The organism is Enterobacter sp. Bisph1 (assembly GCF_000814905.1).
Lineage (GTDB): Bacteria > Pseudomonadota > Gammaproteobacteria > Enterobacterales > Enterobacteriaceae > Kosakonia.
On the sequence record NZ_JXAG01000017.1, the window covers coordinates 26,650 to 44,142 of the forward strand.

General features: G+C 54.2%; 6 protein-coding genes and 3 pseudogenes. 8 read left to right on the forward strand and 1 reads right to left on the reverse strand.

Going from position 1 to position 17,493, the window contains the following annotated elements:
* Positions 1-111: 111 nt before the first annotated feature.
* Complete coding sequence (locus tag RW65_RS01060; RefSeq protein WP_039054799.1) at positions 112-1,305, forward strand: MFS transporter; 1,194 nt, start codon at positions 112-114, stop codon at positions 1,303-1,305.
* Between the two features lie 169 nt (positions 1,306-1,474).
* On the opposite strand, the gene RW65_RS01065 is transcribed toward RW65_RS01060, so the two are convergent.
* Entirely contained in the window at positions 1,475-2,785 is a 1,311-nt protein-coding gene (locus RW65_RS01065; protein WP_039054800.1) for a methyl-accepting chemotaxis protein, read from the reverse strand.
* Positions 2,786-3,039: 254 nt separating this feature from the next.
* On the opposite strand from RW65_RS01065, the pseudogene RW65_RS22925 reads away from it, so the two are divergent.
* From RW65_RS22925 to RW65_RS22930, 7 genes and pseudogenes are all read left to right on the forward strand, one after another.
* Positions 3,040-4,088: pseudogene (locus tag RW65_RS22925) on the forward strand (IS3 family transposase).
* Between the two features lie 94 nt (positions 4,089-4,182).
* Positions 4,183-5,233: pseudogene (locus RW65_RS21485) on the forward strand (IS3 family transposase); the annotation flags it as partial.
* Positions 5,234-5,324: 91 nt separating this feature from the next.
* Complete coding sequence (locus RW65_RS01095; RefSeq protein ID WP_156123946.1) at positions 5,325-7,022, forward strand: ShlB/FhaC/HecB family hemolysin secretion/activation protein; 1,698 nt, start codon at positions 5,325-5,327, stop codon at positions 7,020-7,022.
* Positions 7,023-7,032: 10 nt separating this feature from the next.
* Entirely contained in the window at positions 7,033-15,423 is an 8,391-nt protein-coding gene (locus RW65_RS01100) for a hemagglutinin repeat-containing protein (RefSeq protein ID WP_039054804.1), read from the forward strand.
* Positions 15,424-15,729: 306 nt separating this feature from the next.
* Positions 15,730-16,608: a hypothetical protein gene (locus RW65_RS01110; RefSeq protein WP_039054806.1), complete on the forward strand. Its 879-nt coding sequence runs from the start codon at positions 15,730-15,732 to the stop codon at positions 16,606-16,608.
* On the forward strand, positions 16,605-16,850 hold the full coding sequence (locus RW65_RS01115; RefSeq protein WP_039054807.1) for a hypothetical protein: 246 nt from the start codon (positions 16,605-16,607) through the stop codon (positions 16,848-16,850). Before RW65_RS01110 ends, RW65_RS01115 begins: the two co-directional genes overlap by 4 nt.
* A 258-nt stretch (positions 16,851-17,108) precedes the next feature.
* Positions 17,109-17,493, forward strand: a pseudogene (locus tag RW65_RS22930) (transposase); the annotation flags it as partial.

A 17,493-nucleotide genomic window follows, 5' to 3' on the forward strand; every position in this document is an offset into this window, starting at 1 on the left:
GTCAGGCCGCTGCCGTGCCAGCAGCGGATGAAGCGCTGATAAAAATTGAGGCTAGCGGCGCGGACAGGCGCTACCGGCTTGCGCTCACCATGAATCAGGATAGGTAATCAGATGACTGCAGAACTTACTCTGCCCGTTGCAGAGCAAAATAATAATATCATTCGCCTGTCTGCCGCTCAGGCACTCGCGGGTGCTAATTCGGTGGTCTTCTACGCAACCGGTGCCATTGTCGGTAATGCCATCGCCCCCAGCAGTTCGCTGGCGACGTTGCCTATTACCATGTTTGTGTTGGGGATGGCGGCCTCTATTCTGCCGTTAGGGGCACTGGCGCGAAAAAGGGGGCGTAAAGCCGCTTTTATGGTCGGCACCGGGGCTGGTGTCATTACCGGCCTGACAGCCGCGCTGGCGGTGGTGACTGGCTCATTTCTCCTGTTTTGCATCGCTGCGTTTATTGGCGGTGCGTATGCCGCCGTTGCTCTCAGCTTTCGGTTTGCCGCAACGGATGGCGTTGCACCCGAGCGCCGGGCACGAGCCCTCTCCCTGGTGATGGGGGGAGGGGTATTGGCCGGTGTGATTGGCCCAATGCTGGTAACCGGGACAATGGATCTCTGGCCGCCGCATACTTTCGCTATCACCTTTATTGCGCAGGCTTTCGTCGCCGTTCTCTCTGCCTTCATACTGCGCGGCGTGAAGACAACGGAGTCGGTCGTAAGCGTCAAAGCCGCTGGGCGCCCTTTGCGCGAGATTGTCCGTCAGCCTGGCTTTACCCGTACCGTTTTCAGCGGCGCCGTGACCTACATGGTGATGAACTTTTTAATGACCGCCGCACCACTTTCTATGCATATGCACGGTATCTCCCAGCAGGCGTCCAATCTGGGCATTCAGTGGCATGTGATCGCCATGTATGGGCCGGGCTTTTTTACCGGCAGGCTGATTAACCGCTTCGGTGCCATGCGGATCGCGGCGCTGGGTTTGCTTATTACGGCGTGCTCTGTCTTTGCCGGTCTCAGCGGGACGGATGTCTTCCATTACTGGCTGTCGCTGATTTTACTGGGGCTTGGCTGGAATTTTGGCTTCACGGGAGCCTCGGCGAAAATCATCGACTTTCACCGCCCGGAGGAGAAAACGCAGGTTCAGTCATTGAATGATTTTGTGGTGTTTGGTGTCATGATCGTCGGGTCGTTTTCGTCAGGCGCACTGCTTAATCACTATGGCTGGAATGCAGTGCTATGGGGTTCACTTATCCCTGTGTGCATCGCGTTTCTGGGCATCATGAGCGAGTTGAATGTTAAGAACAAGCCTTAACTAAACTGAGGGAACGCTATCCACCAGAGGGGGAAAGCGTCCCCTCAGTTAGCAAACGCAACCGTTTAGCGCTTTCGCTTACAACCCAAGGGGCGCTAACAAAACGCAGGGGTTCATTACTGCTGTGAAGTTCAGCGCTACCTTTTTCGCGTGTTAAAACGGCTTGTCACTAATTCGCTTTTACGGAAATGGCGACATCCTTAACCGCAGCCTCAACCCCTGCGGCATTCTCCTGAATGCTGGCGATCACTTCACCCGCCTCACGCATCAGCGTGACGCCCTCACGGGTATTCATCAGGTTGTTTTCAATGCCGCTGAGAACCTCTTTAGCCAGCTGATTATTGCTGGCGACGACGCGCTCAATTTCTTCGGTCGCGCTACTGACGCTGGCCGCCAGAGTGCGTACTTCTGCGGCAACCACTGCAAAACTTCTGCCGAATGTGCCCGCCCTTGCTGCCTCAATCGCGGCATTCAGTGCAATAAGTCGTGTCTGCATGGCGAAGCTCCGGATGGTTTCAACCATGCCGTCAATGCTGTCAGATTGATTGTTGAGTTGGGAGACATCGGTGGAGACAGCGCCCATCCCCTGTGCAATTTTATCAATCATACGGATGCTGTTTTCGATAACGCTGGCGCCGGTCTGCGCACTTCCGCGAGTCTGTACGGCCATATCCCATGCATGCACAGCCGCCTCTTGCTCTCTCTGGTTGCGCAGAACATCTGCCGTGACATCCGTAGCGAATTTCACAATTTTGTACAGCTTCCCGTCACTGTTGAAGACAGGGTTATACGTTGCCCGCAGCCACAGAGGCTCTTCGCGACTATTAAGGCGCGGATACTGACCGGAAAAAAATTCACCCTGATTCAGCCTCTCCCAGAACTGTCGGTACTCGTCACTTTTATAAAGCGTCGCTGAACAAAACAGACGATGATGCTTACCGATAACGTCACGTCTTTCATAACCTGTGGTGTTAAGGAAATTTTCATTGGCGTCCAGCACGTTACCGTCAGGGCTGAAGGAGATAATGGCCATAGAGCGGTTGATAGCATTGACGATGGCTTCCTGTTCAAGGGCAAAATGGATGCGCTCAGAGATATCGGCAGCAATTTTAATCACTCTGGTTACCCGGCCACGGCGGTCAGTAACGGGGATATAACTGGCTTCAAGCCATACGGGACGGTTTCCTTTTGCCAGCCGCAGATACTTGCCGCTAAAGCTCTCGCCCCTGGCAAGGCGCTGCCAGAACTCGCTGTATTCCGCTGAGTTAACAAGTGTTGGCGGGCAGAATATACGATGGTGCTGCCCGATGATTTCGTCAGCCCGGTAGCCCATCGTCGAGAGAAAAAGCGGACTGGCTTTATGTATCGTCCCTTGCGGACTGAATTCAATGACCGGCTTATTGTGACTAATTGCATTATAAGAAGCGGCTGAGCGCAGGCGGCTCAGCGGGAAAATATGTTTCAGTGACGGGATACGCATCAAATTTACCGGGTAATGTGAGGGCTGATGTTGTTATCGGCAATACTTCAGGCAGCGTTATGTATTGCTGCGATAGTTGCAGATTATTTAGAGCAAAAGGTGACCGGGAAGAGAAGGTGACCCTGACCCGAAATCCTGCTCCATTCAGAAACAGAATACCGGCATGATGATGACTCCCCCGAGTGGAGGTTGTGCCGATGAAAAAGTCACGATTCACCGAAGAGCAGATTGTCTTTGCCCTGAGGTAGGCTGAACTGGGTACGTCCGTGCCGAAGTCTGCCGTAAGCTGGGCATTTCCGACGCCACGTTTTACACCTGGCGAAAAAAATACGGCGGGATTTCTCCTTCAGAACTGAAACATATGCGGCAGCTCGAAGAGGAAAACCTTCGCCTGAAGAAGCTGGTTGCCGATCTGAGCCTCGACAAGGCCATGCTGCAGGATGTGCTGGCAAAAAAGAACTGACGCTGGCGCGTCTGCGCGAATGGGTCCGGGATCTGCAGGCACGCTACGGAGCCAGTGAGACAGGTCTGTTTTGCGCTACGGGTCAGCCGCAGCTCTTTCCGCTACCGTTCTGTGGCGGCCGATGACAGTGCGCTGCGCCTGCGTATCCGCGAGATCACGGAAACCCGCGTGCATTAAGGTTACCGGCGGGTTCACATCCTGCTCAGGCGGTAGGGCTGGCGGGATAACCATAATCGCATTTACCGTCTCTACAGCGAGCAGGGCCTGTCCCTGCGTCTCAAACGTCCCCGTCGCTATAAGTCGGCACAGCGCCGCCAGCAACAGCCTCAGGGGCTGTATCCGAACCATGTCCGGTACATGGACTCTGTCTCCGGTGCGCTATTTGACGGCCGCCGGCTGCGTCTGCTGACGGTTATCGATTTGTTCACACGCGAATGCCCGGGGATCTGCGGGGGCCAGAATCTGCGCTCAACGGAGGTCGCAGAGATGCTGAACACCATTGCGCTCAGACGACCCTTACCACAATTGCTGAAAACCGATAACGCCTCTGAATTTGCAGGGAAAATGCTGGACAAGTGGGTGTATGAACGGGGGATCCATATAGACTTTTCCCGGCCGGGAACACCGACGGACAATGCCACAGTGGAGTCGTTCAATGGCAGGCTGCGACAGGAATGTCTGAACGAGAACGGGTTCAAGTCTCTGGAGGATGCACGGTGCAAAATCGGGGCCTGGCGCATACACTATAATCAGAGGCGTCCCCATTCTGCACCGGGCTGGATGACGCCATCTGAATTTGCTGAGAAGTCTGCCGGTTGGCAGAATATGCAGCCAACATGAAGCCGGTTATTCCTGATTACGGCTGGATCATATTCTGGGTCAGGATCAATCAACCGACATTACTAACTGAACGTTATATCTAATCCTGGGGGCAGGTCACACCACCCACAGCCTTTACGCCTGGATAAAGAAGTACGGTCCGGATTCCTCCACTCATAAAGAACAGTCAGATGCTCAGGCCGAGATCCGCCGTCTTCAGAAAGAGCTGAAGCGGGTTACTGACGAACGGGACATATTAAAAAAAGCCGCGGCGTACTTCGCAAAACTGTCCGACTGAGGTACGTCTTTATCCGTGACAACGCCCGTTGCTGGCCTGTTCGCCTGCTCTGTCGGGTGCTGGATGTTCATCCCCGTGGCTTTTACGCCTGGCTTCAGCAGCCGCATTCACAACGCCATCAGGCAGACCTGAGACTGACAGGACAGATTAAACAGTTCTGGCTGGAATCGGGATGCGTCTATGGTTATCGCAAGATCCATCTGGATCTGCGGGACAGCGGGCAACAGTGCGGAGTCAACAGAGTCTGGCGACTGATGAAACGTGTCGGGATAAAGGCTCAGGTCGGATACCGGAGCCCGCGGGCACGTAAAGGCGAGGCCAGTATCGTGTCGCCCAACAGGCTCCAGCGACAGTTCAATCCGGATGCTCCGGATGAGCGTTGGGTAACCGACATAACCTATATCAGGACCCACGAAGGCTGGCTGTATCCTGCCGTGGTTGTTGATCTGTTCTCACGCAAAATTATCGGCTGGTCCATGCAATCCCGGATGACAAAGGACATTGTCCTGAACGCACTGCTTATGGCTGTATGGCGGCGTAATTCCCAAAAACAGGTGCTGTTCATTCGGATCAGGGCAGTCAGTACACAAGCCATGAGTGGCAGTCGTTCCTGAAATCACACGGACTGGAGGGCAGCATGAGCCGTCGCGGTAACTGCCACGATAATGCGGTTGCAGAAAGCTTTTTCCAGTTGTTGAAACGCGAACGGATAAAGAAAAAGATCTACGGAACGCGGGAGGAAGCCCGCTGCGATATTTTTGATTACATCGAAATGTTTTATAACAGTAAGCGTCGGCATGGTTCTGGCGATCAGATGTCACCGACAGAAGATGAAAACCAGTCTTATCAACGGCTCGGAAGTGTCTAGATTATCCGTGGTGATTCACGGTTCTTTTTGATAGAATTTTCTTAATATCTAAAAGTAATTGTGTGACGACTTTAAATCAAATTTTCAGGATATAAAATTAAAGAGAATTTCTGTGCGTGTTATCAACTCTTCTGTCTGTAGCAGCTTGGTTTTATTTTCAATTTTTCATTACGGATATACTGCTCCTGTTGCTGATGAACAGCTTATCCGGCAACAGGAAAACCAGCGTGCGCGTGAAGCACAGCTGGCGCCGCCGGTGCCAGATGTCAGGCTTTCACCGCAGACTGCGCTTTCAGAATCTATTGATTTTTCCGCGGAATCGCCCTGTTTTCTTATTCAACAGGTTGAATTACAGCAGCGCGATAAATTACCTTCATGGCTGCCACTGCAAAAACTGGGCAGTCTCGGCGTAGGGCATTGTCTGGGTGCAAAAGGCATTAATAAACTGATGAGCCTAATACAAAATCGCCTTATTGACAGCGGTTACGTCACGACACGCGTTCTTGCCCCCCAGCAAAACCTTATTTCGGGTAAGTTAATACTTTTTATTTTGCCGGGGACAATCCGGCACGTGAAATTTACCTCTCAAAGCGGGAAATATGTTTCGCTGTTAAATAGTTTCCCTGCAAAACCAGGTGAGCTGCTTGATTTACGTAATATCGAGCAGGGCCTGGAAAATTTCCAGCGTGTGCCCACCGTTCAGGCCAGTATGGAAATTATCCCCGGAGAACGGCCAGGCGAAAGCGATATATTGCTGGACTGGAAACAGTCAAGAATGTGGCGTCTTGGTCTGTCACTGGACGATTCAGGAAGCCGCAGTACCGGCCGCTATCAGGGAGGCGTCACACTCTACGTTGATAACCCGTTAAGCCTGAGCGATACGCTCTATCTTAACGCCGGAAGAGCGCTGCAGCCCCATAATGAGAAAGGTACGCATAACTATACCGGACAGTATGCCGTGCCTTTTGGCTACTGGATGGCGACCCTGACGGCCAGCAGCAATGATTATTATCAGACTATCGCCGGGCTGAACGGGGATTACCGTTATCGGGGTGAAAGCAGTAACCTCGCTTTCCAGCTCAGCCGTGTACTGCATCGCAACGGCAGTCAGAAGACCAGCTTTACCTACGAAATCCTTACGCGAGAGTCGAAAAATTTCATTGACGATACCCGGATAGACGCGCAGCGCCGGAAGATTGCCGCCTGGAAGATGGGGCTTCAACACCGCCATTATATCTACGCGGCGACGCTTGATGCGGGTATTAGCTACCAGCGTGGTACCCGCTGGTTTGGTGCGATCCCGGCCACCGAGGAGTATTTTGGCGAAGCGACGGCTCTGAGTAAAATTCTGCAGCTGAATGCCCAGCTTGAACTGCCCTTTGCGCTTGGCGGGCAAAGCTTCCGCTACAACGTGCAGTACATGCGGCAAATGACCAGCACACCTTTAACGCCGCAAGAGCAGTTTTCCATCGGTAGCCGTTGGACGGTGAGGGGCTTCGACGGCGAACGCACGCTGAGCGCGGATAACGGCTGGACCGTCCGCAATGAGTTTGGCTGGTATACGCCGCTACCCCACCAGCAGCTCTATCTCGGGATGGATTACGGCGAAGTCAGTGGTCGCAGCAGCCCTTATCTTGTCGGTCGCCACCTGGCTGGTGGTGTGGCCGGACTGCGGGGTCTGCTGTTTGGGGCCAGCTATGACGCCTTTGCCGGGATCCCGCTGTCAAAACCCCAGGGCTTTACCACTGATCCTGTAACGTTCGGTTTCAACCTGAACTGGCAATACTGAGGACTCAAGGATGAACAGGAATCTCTATCGTATCGTCTTTAACAAGGCGCGCGGAATGATGATGGTCGTGCCGGATATTGCCGCGTCAGGTCGTGCAGCCGCCTCCCCGTCCGGGGGCGTGGGACACACTCATCGCCTCTGCCTGAGTCGGCTGACGCCTGTCAGCTTCAGCCTTTTAGTGGCGATGGGGTGTGTCAGTACGCCAGCCCGGGCGGGGATCGTGGCGGACGGCAGCGCACCAGGTCAGCAGCAGCCGACTATCATAAGCAGCGCTAACGGTACGCCGCAAATCAATATCCAGACGCCGAGTGCTGCCGGGGTTTCACAGAATAAGTACACCCAGTTCGATATCGATAAAAAAGGGGCGATTTTAAACAACTCGCACCAGATGACCCAGACTCAGCTGGGTGGGATGGTTGCGGCAAACCCGTGGCTGGCAAAGGGCGAGGCGAAAGTCATTCTGAACGAAGTGAACTCGAGCGATCCCAGCCAGCTCAACGGCATGCTTGAGGTGGCTGGCCGGCAGGCGGAGATAGTCATCGCCAACCCGGCGGGGATCACCTGTAACGGCTGCGGATTTATCAATGCCAGCCGCACGACGTTAACCACGGGGCAGGTGCAGCTGTCGAACGGTCAGATAACCGGTTACGACGTCAACCGGGGAACCATTACCGTACAGGGACTCGGGATGGACAGCTCGCGACAGGACACGACCGAACTGATCGCCCGGGCGGTAAAAGTGAACGCCAGTATCCAGGCGAGAGAGCTTGAGGTGACTGCAGGACGTAATAGCGTCAGCGCCACCAACCATACGGCCACAGCGAAATCTGATGATGGCAGTCTGCGACCGCAGTTTGCTGTGGATGTTGCGCAGCTTGGCGGCATGTACTCCAATAAGATCCAGCTGATAGGAACGGAGGCTGGCGTCGGCGTCCATAACGCCGGAATACTTGGCGCCTCGGCCGGAGACGTGGTGGTCAATGCCGACGGTTCAGTCACCAACAGCGGCCAGATCCAGGCGAGCAATAACATACAGATCACCTCCCGCAATGATATTTCCAGCAGCGGCGTGCTCGCCACGGGAATTAAAGCGGACGGCAGCATCAGCCCGGCAGGTGACCTGGCGATGCAGGGTCAGGGTAAGCTGACCGTGAGCGGGCAGAACAGCGTGGCAGGCAAACTGACGGCAAAGGGCTCGGGCATTGATTTCAGTGCGAGCCAGAACCGTGCGGGCTCAGTTGAGCTTGCCGCAACTCAGGGTGATGTCCTGACCACAAAGGCGAATGTCGCGGCACAGCAGATTACGGTCAGCACCAGCGGAATGCTGAACAACGATGGTGGCACTCTGAGCGCGGATAAACTCAGCCTTACCGCCCGACAGGTTTCCAACCGGCAGGGTGCGCTGCAGCAAACCGGCGAAACTGAGCTGACGCTTGCGCATGCCGACGGTATTGATAACCGTGACGGTAACATTGTTGCTAACAGTAAAAAACTGACACTGAGCGGAGCGAAGCTCGATAACCAGCAGGGGCGCATTCAGGCGAACGCAGTCGAAATTAATACTGCGAAACAGAGCGTGAATAACCAGCAGGGGGTGATTGCCGCCAGCAACAGTGTGACGCTGCAAAGCGGCGGACTGAACAATGACGGGGGGCTGGTTCAGGCTGGTACTGATATCGCGGCAGACCTGCATGGCGGTGTGCTCAGCAACCGTAACAGCGGGAAAAACGGCATTTTCAGTAACGGTTCGCTGACGATGAGCGGTGGTGTGGTGGATAACCGGCAGGGGGTTATCGCCAGCTCCGGAGCGTTACAGCTCAGCAGCGATCAACTGAATAACGATGCGGGCTCGCTCCAGTCTGGCTCAACGCTGGACGTCAATGTGAACATCGGCAGCCTGACAAACCGCAACGGAGGCAATCTGTCGGGCAAAGGCGCGCTGAATATCAAAGGTGATGCGCTGGATAACAGCGGTGGCGTGATTGCCAGCGCCCGGAGCCTCAGTATGAAGGGCAGTCGGTTAAACAATGACGGCGGCTTGCTGCAGGCGGGCAGCAGTCTCTCCGTGGATGTCGCGGATGGCACATTCTCCAACCGCAATAGCGGAAAAAACGGTGGTGTACTGAGCCTTGGCGCACTGACCGTGAACAGCGGCGCGCTGGATAACAGCAGCGGATTTATAGCGTCCGGCGGAGAGGCAAGCCTCTCCACGCTGGCGCTGGATAACACCTCCGGCACACTGGCAAGCGATGGCATGCTTTCGCTCATCAGTGATGATATCAGTAACCAGTATGGTCTGATTCAGTCAGGCCAGTCGCTTTCGCTGGATTTACGCGGCGGCAAGCTGGTTAACACACAAGGTGAGCTGACGTCAGGCAGCGCTCTTACCCTGTCCAGCGGCGTATTGCTCAATGATGCCGGCCGAATCATCGCCATGGAAAATGCTCAACTGGATACCCGGGGTAATCCGCTAAACAACCAGGGGGGCATCATTGCCGCCGGGGGGGAAGCAAACCTCACCGCCAGCACGCTTAACAACACTAACGGACAGGTTCAGGCTGCCGGGAACCTGCAGATCACGGCAAAAAATGAACTGGAAAACAGCAGCGGACTTATTCGCAGCGGCAAAACCGCAACGCTTGACGCCACCAGTATAGCCAATGGTGGCACGAATAAAGAACAGCTCGGTATTGAAGGCCAGGCCGTCACGCTCAATACCGTCTCGCTCAACAACACCGATGGCGCGGTCCGAAGTCGTGACGCCTTAACGCTCAACGCGGGCTGCACCCTTGACAACACCGGCGGGCTGCTTTCCTCAGGTAGCCAGTTAACCGTCAGTGGTGGTCAGGGTCTCGCGCTGAACAACAGGTCAGGGACGCTCATTGCCGGGAAGATGCTTAGCCTGAACGCCGGATCAGCCACCGGTGACGGCAAACTTCTTTCGCAGGATGCGATGGCACTGAACCTGCAAAAAGCGCTGCTTAACGTTGGCCAGATTATTGCTAACGGCAACGTCACTTTCTCTTTTGCCGAAGGGCTGATTAACGAAGGTCTTGTGAAAGCCGGCGGCATTTTGACGGCGAGCCTCCCTGCTCTGCTCAACCGGGTAAACGGCGAAATCAGCGCCGGGGAGACTCACCTGCTCGTGGGCGGAACGCTGACAAACTGGGGACTGCTGGATGGCGGTTTAACCCATGTCAGCGCCGACACGCTGAACAACTATGGCACCGGGCGAATTTATGGCGACCACGTTTCCCTGCAGGCAGGGACGCTGAATAACGAAGCGAAGAACGGTACGGCACCGGTAATTGCCGCCCGTCAGCGCCTGGATGTAGGCGCCGGGACGCTCAATAACGTGGCTCATGCCCTGATTTACAGCGCGGGCGATATGGCTGTCGGCGGTAGCCTCAACGATCAGTGGCTGGCTCAGGGACAGGCGCTGAGGTTAAATAACCACAGCGCGACGCTGGAGTCCTCCGGCAATATGACCCTCAGCACTGGCGAGATTAACAACCTCAACGACGACCTGAAAACGCAGGTGGTGGTGACGGAAAAATCCACGCACCACGAAGCGGCGCTACAGGGTTCTCCGACGCATTACGACTGGAGTGATGTCGACACCAGCAAAAAAAATAAATACGGCGTTCATAATGCCACGATGCCGGACGGCTCCAGCGGCGAAAAATTTTATGAGTACAACTATCAGCGCACTGTAAAAGAAACCAGAGTGTTGAAAACCGACCCGGGCAAAATTATTGCCGGGGGCAATATGTCCATCAACAGCAACCAGTTAAACAACAACGACAGTATGGTTGTGGCCGGTGGGTTGTTAAACGCAGCGATAGTTAGCCTGAATAACGTGGCCACGCCGGGCGAGCGCGTGATTACTGACGCAGGTAATCAGACGCGCTGGTATGCCAAGAAGAAGAAAAAGAAACTTGGCGGGACCAAAACCAGCCAGGGCAAGGACACCAGCAATTACACACCGGCTGCGGTTATACAGAAGATCGACCTGAAGCAGATGGCCTGGCAGAGTAACACGCTGCTCAGTGGGAGCAGCACGGCGATCGCCAGCCGTGATACCGGCGGCGTCACAACCCAGATTATTGATCCTGGCAAGCTGAATACAGCGCTGGCGCAGCGTCCAGTAACGGCACCTCCGGGGCAAATCGTCGAGATTGCCAGCGGCCCGCACAGCGTGATCCGCATCACGCCGCCTGACCTTCGCCTGCCCGATAACAGCCTTTACCGGCTGCGTCCGGCGAACAATGTTCCCTTCCTGATTGAAACTGACCCGCGCTTCACCAATCAGAAGCAGTGGCTGAGCAGCGACTATATGCAAAGCCAGTTTGCCCTGGATGGCGGGAATATCCTCAAACGTCTGGGCGACGGTTTTTATGAGCAGAATCTGATCCGCGAGCAGATTACAGACCTGACCGGCAATCGCTTCCTGAAAGGGTTTGATAACGATGAGAACCAGTATCGCTCGCTGATGGATGCGGGCGTGGCGTTTGGCAAACAGTACCACCTAATCCCGGGAGTGGCGCTGACGCCCCAGCAAATGGCGCTCCTGACCAGCGACATGGTGTGGCTGGTGAAACAGGACGTGACATTGCCTGACGGTTCAGTAGAAAGCGTACTGGTGCCTCAGGTTTATGCCCGCGTTCGCTCCGGCGATCTTGATGGTAGCGGCGCGCTGATATCCGGCAGCAATATTGCGCTGAACGTGAAAGATGATCTCACCAACAGCGGGCACATCAGCGGACGTGATGTCACACAGATCACTGCCGAAAACATCACCAACAGCGGCTATCTTGGCGGCAACCGTATCAGCCTTCAGGCACGTACCGATCTCAATAACATTGGTGGTACGCTGCAGGCTGGCGACAGACTGATTGCCGTGGCTGGACATGACCTCAACAGCATTACCACCATGCGGGGCGACGGCATCAACAACTGGATAGACCGCCCGGCCGGGATATTCGTGCAGAACGAAGGGGGGGAGCTGGGGCTGCAGGCGCTGAATAATATCAACCTGACCGGCAGCCAGGTCAGCAACAGCGGCAAAAACAGTAAAACGCAGCTGATTGCCGGAAATGACCTGAACCTGAATACGGTGACTGCCACCCATACGGAGTCCGGCGACTGGGGCGGCGGCAATGACCGGCACGTGATCCAGACAACGGACACTGGCAGCCAGATCAATGGCAACGGCAGCGTAGCGTTGAGCGCCGGACATGACGTGAATGCTCGCGCAGCAGGCGTGACGGCGGCAGACAAACTCGCGATGGTGGCAGGTAATGATATCAGTATCGCCAGCGGCGAATCCTCTTATCAGGTGACGGAGAACAGCAGGCAAAGCTCCGGTGGCTGGCTATCGAAGAAATCGATCACCACCCATGATGACGTGAAAGTCACGGACGCGCAGGGCAGTACGCTGGACGGCGACAGCATCACCCTGCAGGCCGGATATAACCTGACGGTGAAGGGAAGCAACGTGGCGGCAACCCATGACGTTAACCTGATCGCCGGGAACGATCTGACCCTGACCACGGCGGAAAACACCCGTCAGGAAAACCATCAGTACCAGGAGAAAACCTCCGGTCTTTCCGGTACTGGCGGAATTGGTGTGAGCTATGGCAAGAGTGAGCAGAAAACCACAGACGACGGCAAATCACGGAGCAGCACCGGCAGCATGGCGGGCAGCACAGACGGTAACGTGAACCTGAGCGCCGGTAACGCCCTGACGGTGAAAGGCTCGGACGTTCTGGCTAAACAGGATCTGCTGCTGACCGGGAAAGAGGTCAGCATTCTCGCAGCGGAAAACCAGAGTACGCAAACCCACATCACAGAACAAAAAACTAGCGGCCTTACCCTCGCCCTGTCCGGCACGGTAGGTAGCGCGGTGAACCAGGCGGTGAGTCAGGCGAACTCCGCCAGAAAAGAGAGCAATGGCCGCCTTGCAGCCCTGCAGGGTGTGCAGTCAGCACTGAGTGGTGTGGAAGCCTACCAGGGGAACCAGCTTAATAATGCCGAAGGCGGTTCACCGGGTAGTGTGGTGGGCGTGAACCTCTCCTGGGGCAGCCAGTCGTCGAAATCTACTCAGACCCAGACCTCGAACCAGAGCCAGGGCAGCCGGCTTACAGCCGGGAATAATCTGACGATGAAGGCCACCGAAGGCGATATCCATGTACAGGGCAGCGAGCTACAGGCCGGCAAAGATATGCTGCTGGACGCGAAGCGCGATGTGCTGCTGGAGTCCGCGCTGAACAGCCAGAAGCTGGACGGTAAAAACGAAAGCCACGGCAGCTCCTATGGCGTGGGGATCAACTTCGGCAGCGGGGCAAACGGGATTTCAGTCAATGCCAGCGTAAACAAAGGTAAAGGCAGTGAGAAAGGTAACGGCACTTCACATACCGAGACGACGCTGAACGCGGGCAATGCTCTCAGCATTGTCAGCGGGCGGGACACGACCCTGACCGGGGCGCAGGCAAGCGGCAACAATGTGAAAATGGACGTGGGCCGGAACCTGACGCTGACCAGTGAGCAGGACACAGACGATTACGACTCGAAACAGACCAGCATGAGCGCCGGAGGCAGCGCGAGCATGGGCGGTGGCTCGCTGTCCCTGAGCATGTCCCGCGATAAAATGCACAGCACGTACGCGTCGGTGCAGGAACAGACAGGGATTTTCGCCGGAAAAGGCGGAGCAGATATCTCGGTTGGCGAGCATACGCAACTGAACGGGGCGGTAATCGGCTCGACGGCAACGGCTGACCGGAACCGGCTGGATACCGGGACGCTGGGCTTTAAGGACATAGAGAACAGCGCGGAATACAAGGTGGAGCACCAGAGCGTGGGGATAAGCTCGGGCGGTAGCGTAGGGAGCCAGTTCCTGGGTAACGTGGCGAGCGGGCTGCTGATGGGCGCAAACGGCTCCGGCAGCGCCAACTCCACGACGAAATCAGCAATCAGCGAAGGAACCATCATCATTCGCGACAGGGAGAGGCAGCAGCAGGATGTGGCCAGCCTGAGCCGCGACGCAGAGCATGCAAACCAGACGCTGAGTCCTATCTTTGACAAAGAGAAAGAGCAGAACCGACTTCGCGAGGCGCAACTGATAGGGGATATTGGGGTTCAGGCAGGAAATATAGCGGCGACACAGGGGAAAATTGAAGCCACCCGTGCGGCGAACGAGAAGATGAAAAATGTCTCGCCGGATCAGCTCAGGGCCGCGAAGGAAGCGCTGATCAAAGCCCATCCGGACAAAGAGCCTACTGACAAAGAGATTGCCGGTCAGGTTTACCAGTCGTTTTATGACCAGGCATTTGCTGACTCCGGCTTTGGCACGGGGGGGAAGGTCCAGCGGGCTATTCAGGCGGCCACGGCAGCGGTACAGGGTCTGGCGGGTGGAGATCTGGCTAAAGCGGTGGCGGGAGGATCTGCGCCTTATATAGCGAATGTCATCGGACACAGCGGTCTGGACGATGGCGGGAAAATACTTGCTCACGCGGCGGTGAATGCGGCACTGGCGGCGGCGCAGGGAAACAATGCCCTGGTGGGGGCATCGGGTGCCGCAACGGCAGAACTTGTCGGCATGGTAGCGGTGAATGCTTACGGTAAAACTGTCAGCGAACTGAATGAAACCGAAAAACAGACGGTAAGTGCACTGGCCACGCTGGCCGCTGGGCTTGCAGGCGGGTTGGCCGGAGGCAGCACAGCGGATGGGTTCACGGCAGCACAGACCGGTAAAACGACGGTTGAGAATAATTCGCTTGCCAGTGTCCTAGCGGCAGCCGATGCCAATAAGCCAGGTACTACGGAGAAATGGAAAGATGAGCAGCAAGCAGCGATTAAAGATGCGTGTAGCGGAGATACTCCAATATCATGTCAGCAAGCTGTAGCGCTCATGGGAACTGTTGCGTCAATGCCAATTACTCCTATTGAACTTGTAGCGGCTGGATTGAGTAGTGCTGGTGCTGTAGCTATTGCTGACCAAGGTATTAATGGTTCCGTCGATCTCAATAACGTTATGGCTGCTTATTGGGTGACAATAATCACTAAAGATATGGAATTTGTTCCTACGGTCGTCGTGAATGCTACTGCCGGCGCCACTGTTAATTATGTTGAAGGTAATAATCCTGGTGTTGGTTGGCTTGCAGGTACGCTTGGTGGATCGCTTGGTTATGCCGTAGGTAACAAGATAGCAACCCCACTTTTGGATAAAATATTCAATACGGCAACTCCCAGTTCTCTCTGGACTGATATTGGAATGGGAATAAGCAAAGGTGTGCAGCCAAGCTCTATTCCTGCAATTACTGGCGGAACGATTGGTGGTGGTGCAGGTGAAGCAGTGAGCGATGTAACGAACAATGCAGCTCAGAAGGCTGGTGTAAAATGAGAAAGAATCTTATATTTATTTTCATATATCTATTTACTGTTTTTCCATTGAGCATAATGGTTTGTTTTCTACTTATCTATTTTGGGTCCGTCATATTTGTGCATTTTTTCTATCATGTTCCAATGTTTGTTTCGTTAGAAGATATATGGAAGTATGCCAGAACAGGGCTTGTTGTGGGCATTTATTTGGCAATGATTGTTTTTATTGGTGCGTTATTGCAAAAAAAAAGAAATAGCAACATAACTTAAATCCTGCCCATAATTAGCAGGATTTTTTATCCTGAACTCCTCCTATTAGAGACAAGATATGTTTTTGGAACACTGCAGTAATCGGCACTCCAAAAAATATCCCGTCAGTGTGAAGCCCCGTTCCCCTAAAAAACTGGTAGATGCGGCAAGTAAAGCTGATGCGGCCCAGCAACAGAAGGCACAGTCTACCCAGATTAGTAAGGATTATCTGGTGAAACAGCAGGACGCGCTGATTAAACTCATGCAGTCCCCTGGCTGTGATGCTGATTACCAAAAACTGGCGCAGTACAGCATAAACCAACTTACACCAGTAATTGATAACTATGACCAGTTGCAGAGATCGAACAACATTCCCAAAGCAGCAATCGCAACGATTTCACTCGCTATGCCTGCGTTAGGCAAGGCTGTTGCACCCTCTGTAGCTGAATGGGCGGGTAGCTCAACTCTGGTTAATAGAGGCATAGTTGCGGGAACTAATGGTGTCGGGAACCTTTTAGCTCAAGGGGACAAAATGTATGTTGATCCTAACGAAAAATTTAGCCTGAATAGTTTTTACGCTGCCGTAATTGCAGGAGGTACGACAGCTAATATGGGCTTTTATGGCACTACGACGGTAAATACAGCCGCTGCGGGCATTTCCAGCGCATTAGATGGCCAGTCTCCCTGGGTTCCTATGGCCACAGGAATGGCTGGTTCAATGGTCGGTTATGGAGTTGGCGGGAGGGTGCAAAAACACTTCGAGTATGTATATAACCCTTGGTCTAATGGCTTTCAAGAAACGTATAGCTTAAAGATGCCACCACTTTCCACTGGAGCGAATAAAATATCTTTGCTTCCATCCGCTATTGGCGCAGGTGCTGGTTCAACCAGCTCTGAGTTTACAAGTTGGTACCTAAGTGAACAGGGTAAAAAAATTCTTAAAGGAGATGGGAAGTGAAAGTAATGGTTTATTTCGTAATTCTTTCAGTAGTTCTTACCACAGTAATGAGTGCTCTTTTTTTAGCATTGAAAGTAGCTGTTGTGCTGATTTTTTATTTTAAAACAAATGTTTTTGCTTTTGATGTTAGCGATATCAGGGATGTTGTACTCCCTGGATGTGTTATAGGGGTATGGCTGAGTCTGGTAACAGTTCTTATTCTGTACCTTCAGCACAGGAAAAATAAACGCGATTTTTTTTGATACAGAGAATTATTGGCCCTGGAATGTTATTTGGGTTACCACTTAAATTAAATCCTGTGTCACAGAGGATTACGAATCGTGAGCACCTGCGGCTATCAATGAGGCTTGTGATGGTGAGGTATGACCCTGACCCGAAATCCTGCTCCATTCAGAAACAGAATTCCGGCATGATGATGACTCCCCCGAGTGGAGGTTGTGCCGATGAAAAAGTCACGATTCACCGAAGAGCAGATTGTCTTTGCCCTGAGGTAGGCTGAACTGGGTACGTCCGTGCCGAAGTCTGCCGTAAGCTGGGCATTTCCGACGCCACGTTTTACACCTGGCGAAAAAAATACGGCGGGATTTCTCCTTCAGAACTGAAACATATGCGGCAGCTCGAAGAGGAAAACCTTCGCCTGAAGAAGCTGGTTGCCGATCTGAGCCTCGACAAGGCCATGCTGCAGGATGTGCTGGCAAAAAAGAACTGACGCTGGCGCGTCTGCGCGAATGGGTCCGGGATCTGCAGGCACGCTACGGAGCCAGTGAGACAGGTCTGTTTTGCGCTACGGGTCAGCCGCAGCTCTTTCCGCTACCGTTCTGTGGCGGCCGATGACAGTGCGCTGCGCCTGCGTATCCGCGAGATCACGGAAACCCGCGTGCATTA

Excerpts from the sequence above, each read along its gene's own strand:
- RW65_RS01060 (WP_039054799.1), top strand. The coding sequence starts at position 112 with ATGACTGCAGAACTTACTCTGCCCGTTGCAGAGCAAAATAATAATATC.
- RW65_RS01065 (WP_039054800.1), bottom strand. The coding sequence starts at position 2,785 with ATGCGTATCCCGTCACTGAAACATATTTTCCCGCTGAGCCGCCTGCGC.
- RW65_RS01100 (WP_039054804.1), top strand. The coding sequence starts at position 7,033 with ATGAACAGGAATCTCTATCGTATCGTCTTTAACAAGGCGCGCGGAATG.
- RW65_RS01110 (WP_039054806.1), top strand. The coding sequence starts at position 15,730 with ATGTTTTTGGAACACTGCAGTAATCGGCACTCCAAAAAATATCCCGTC.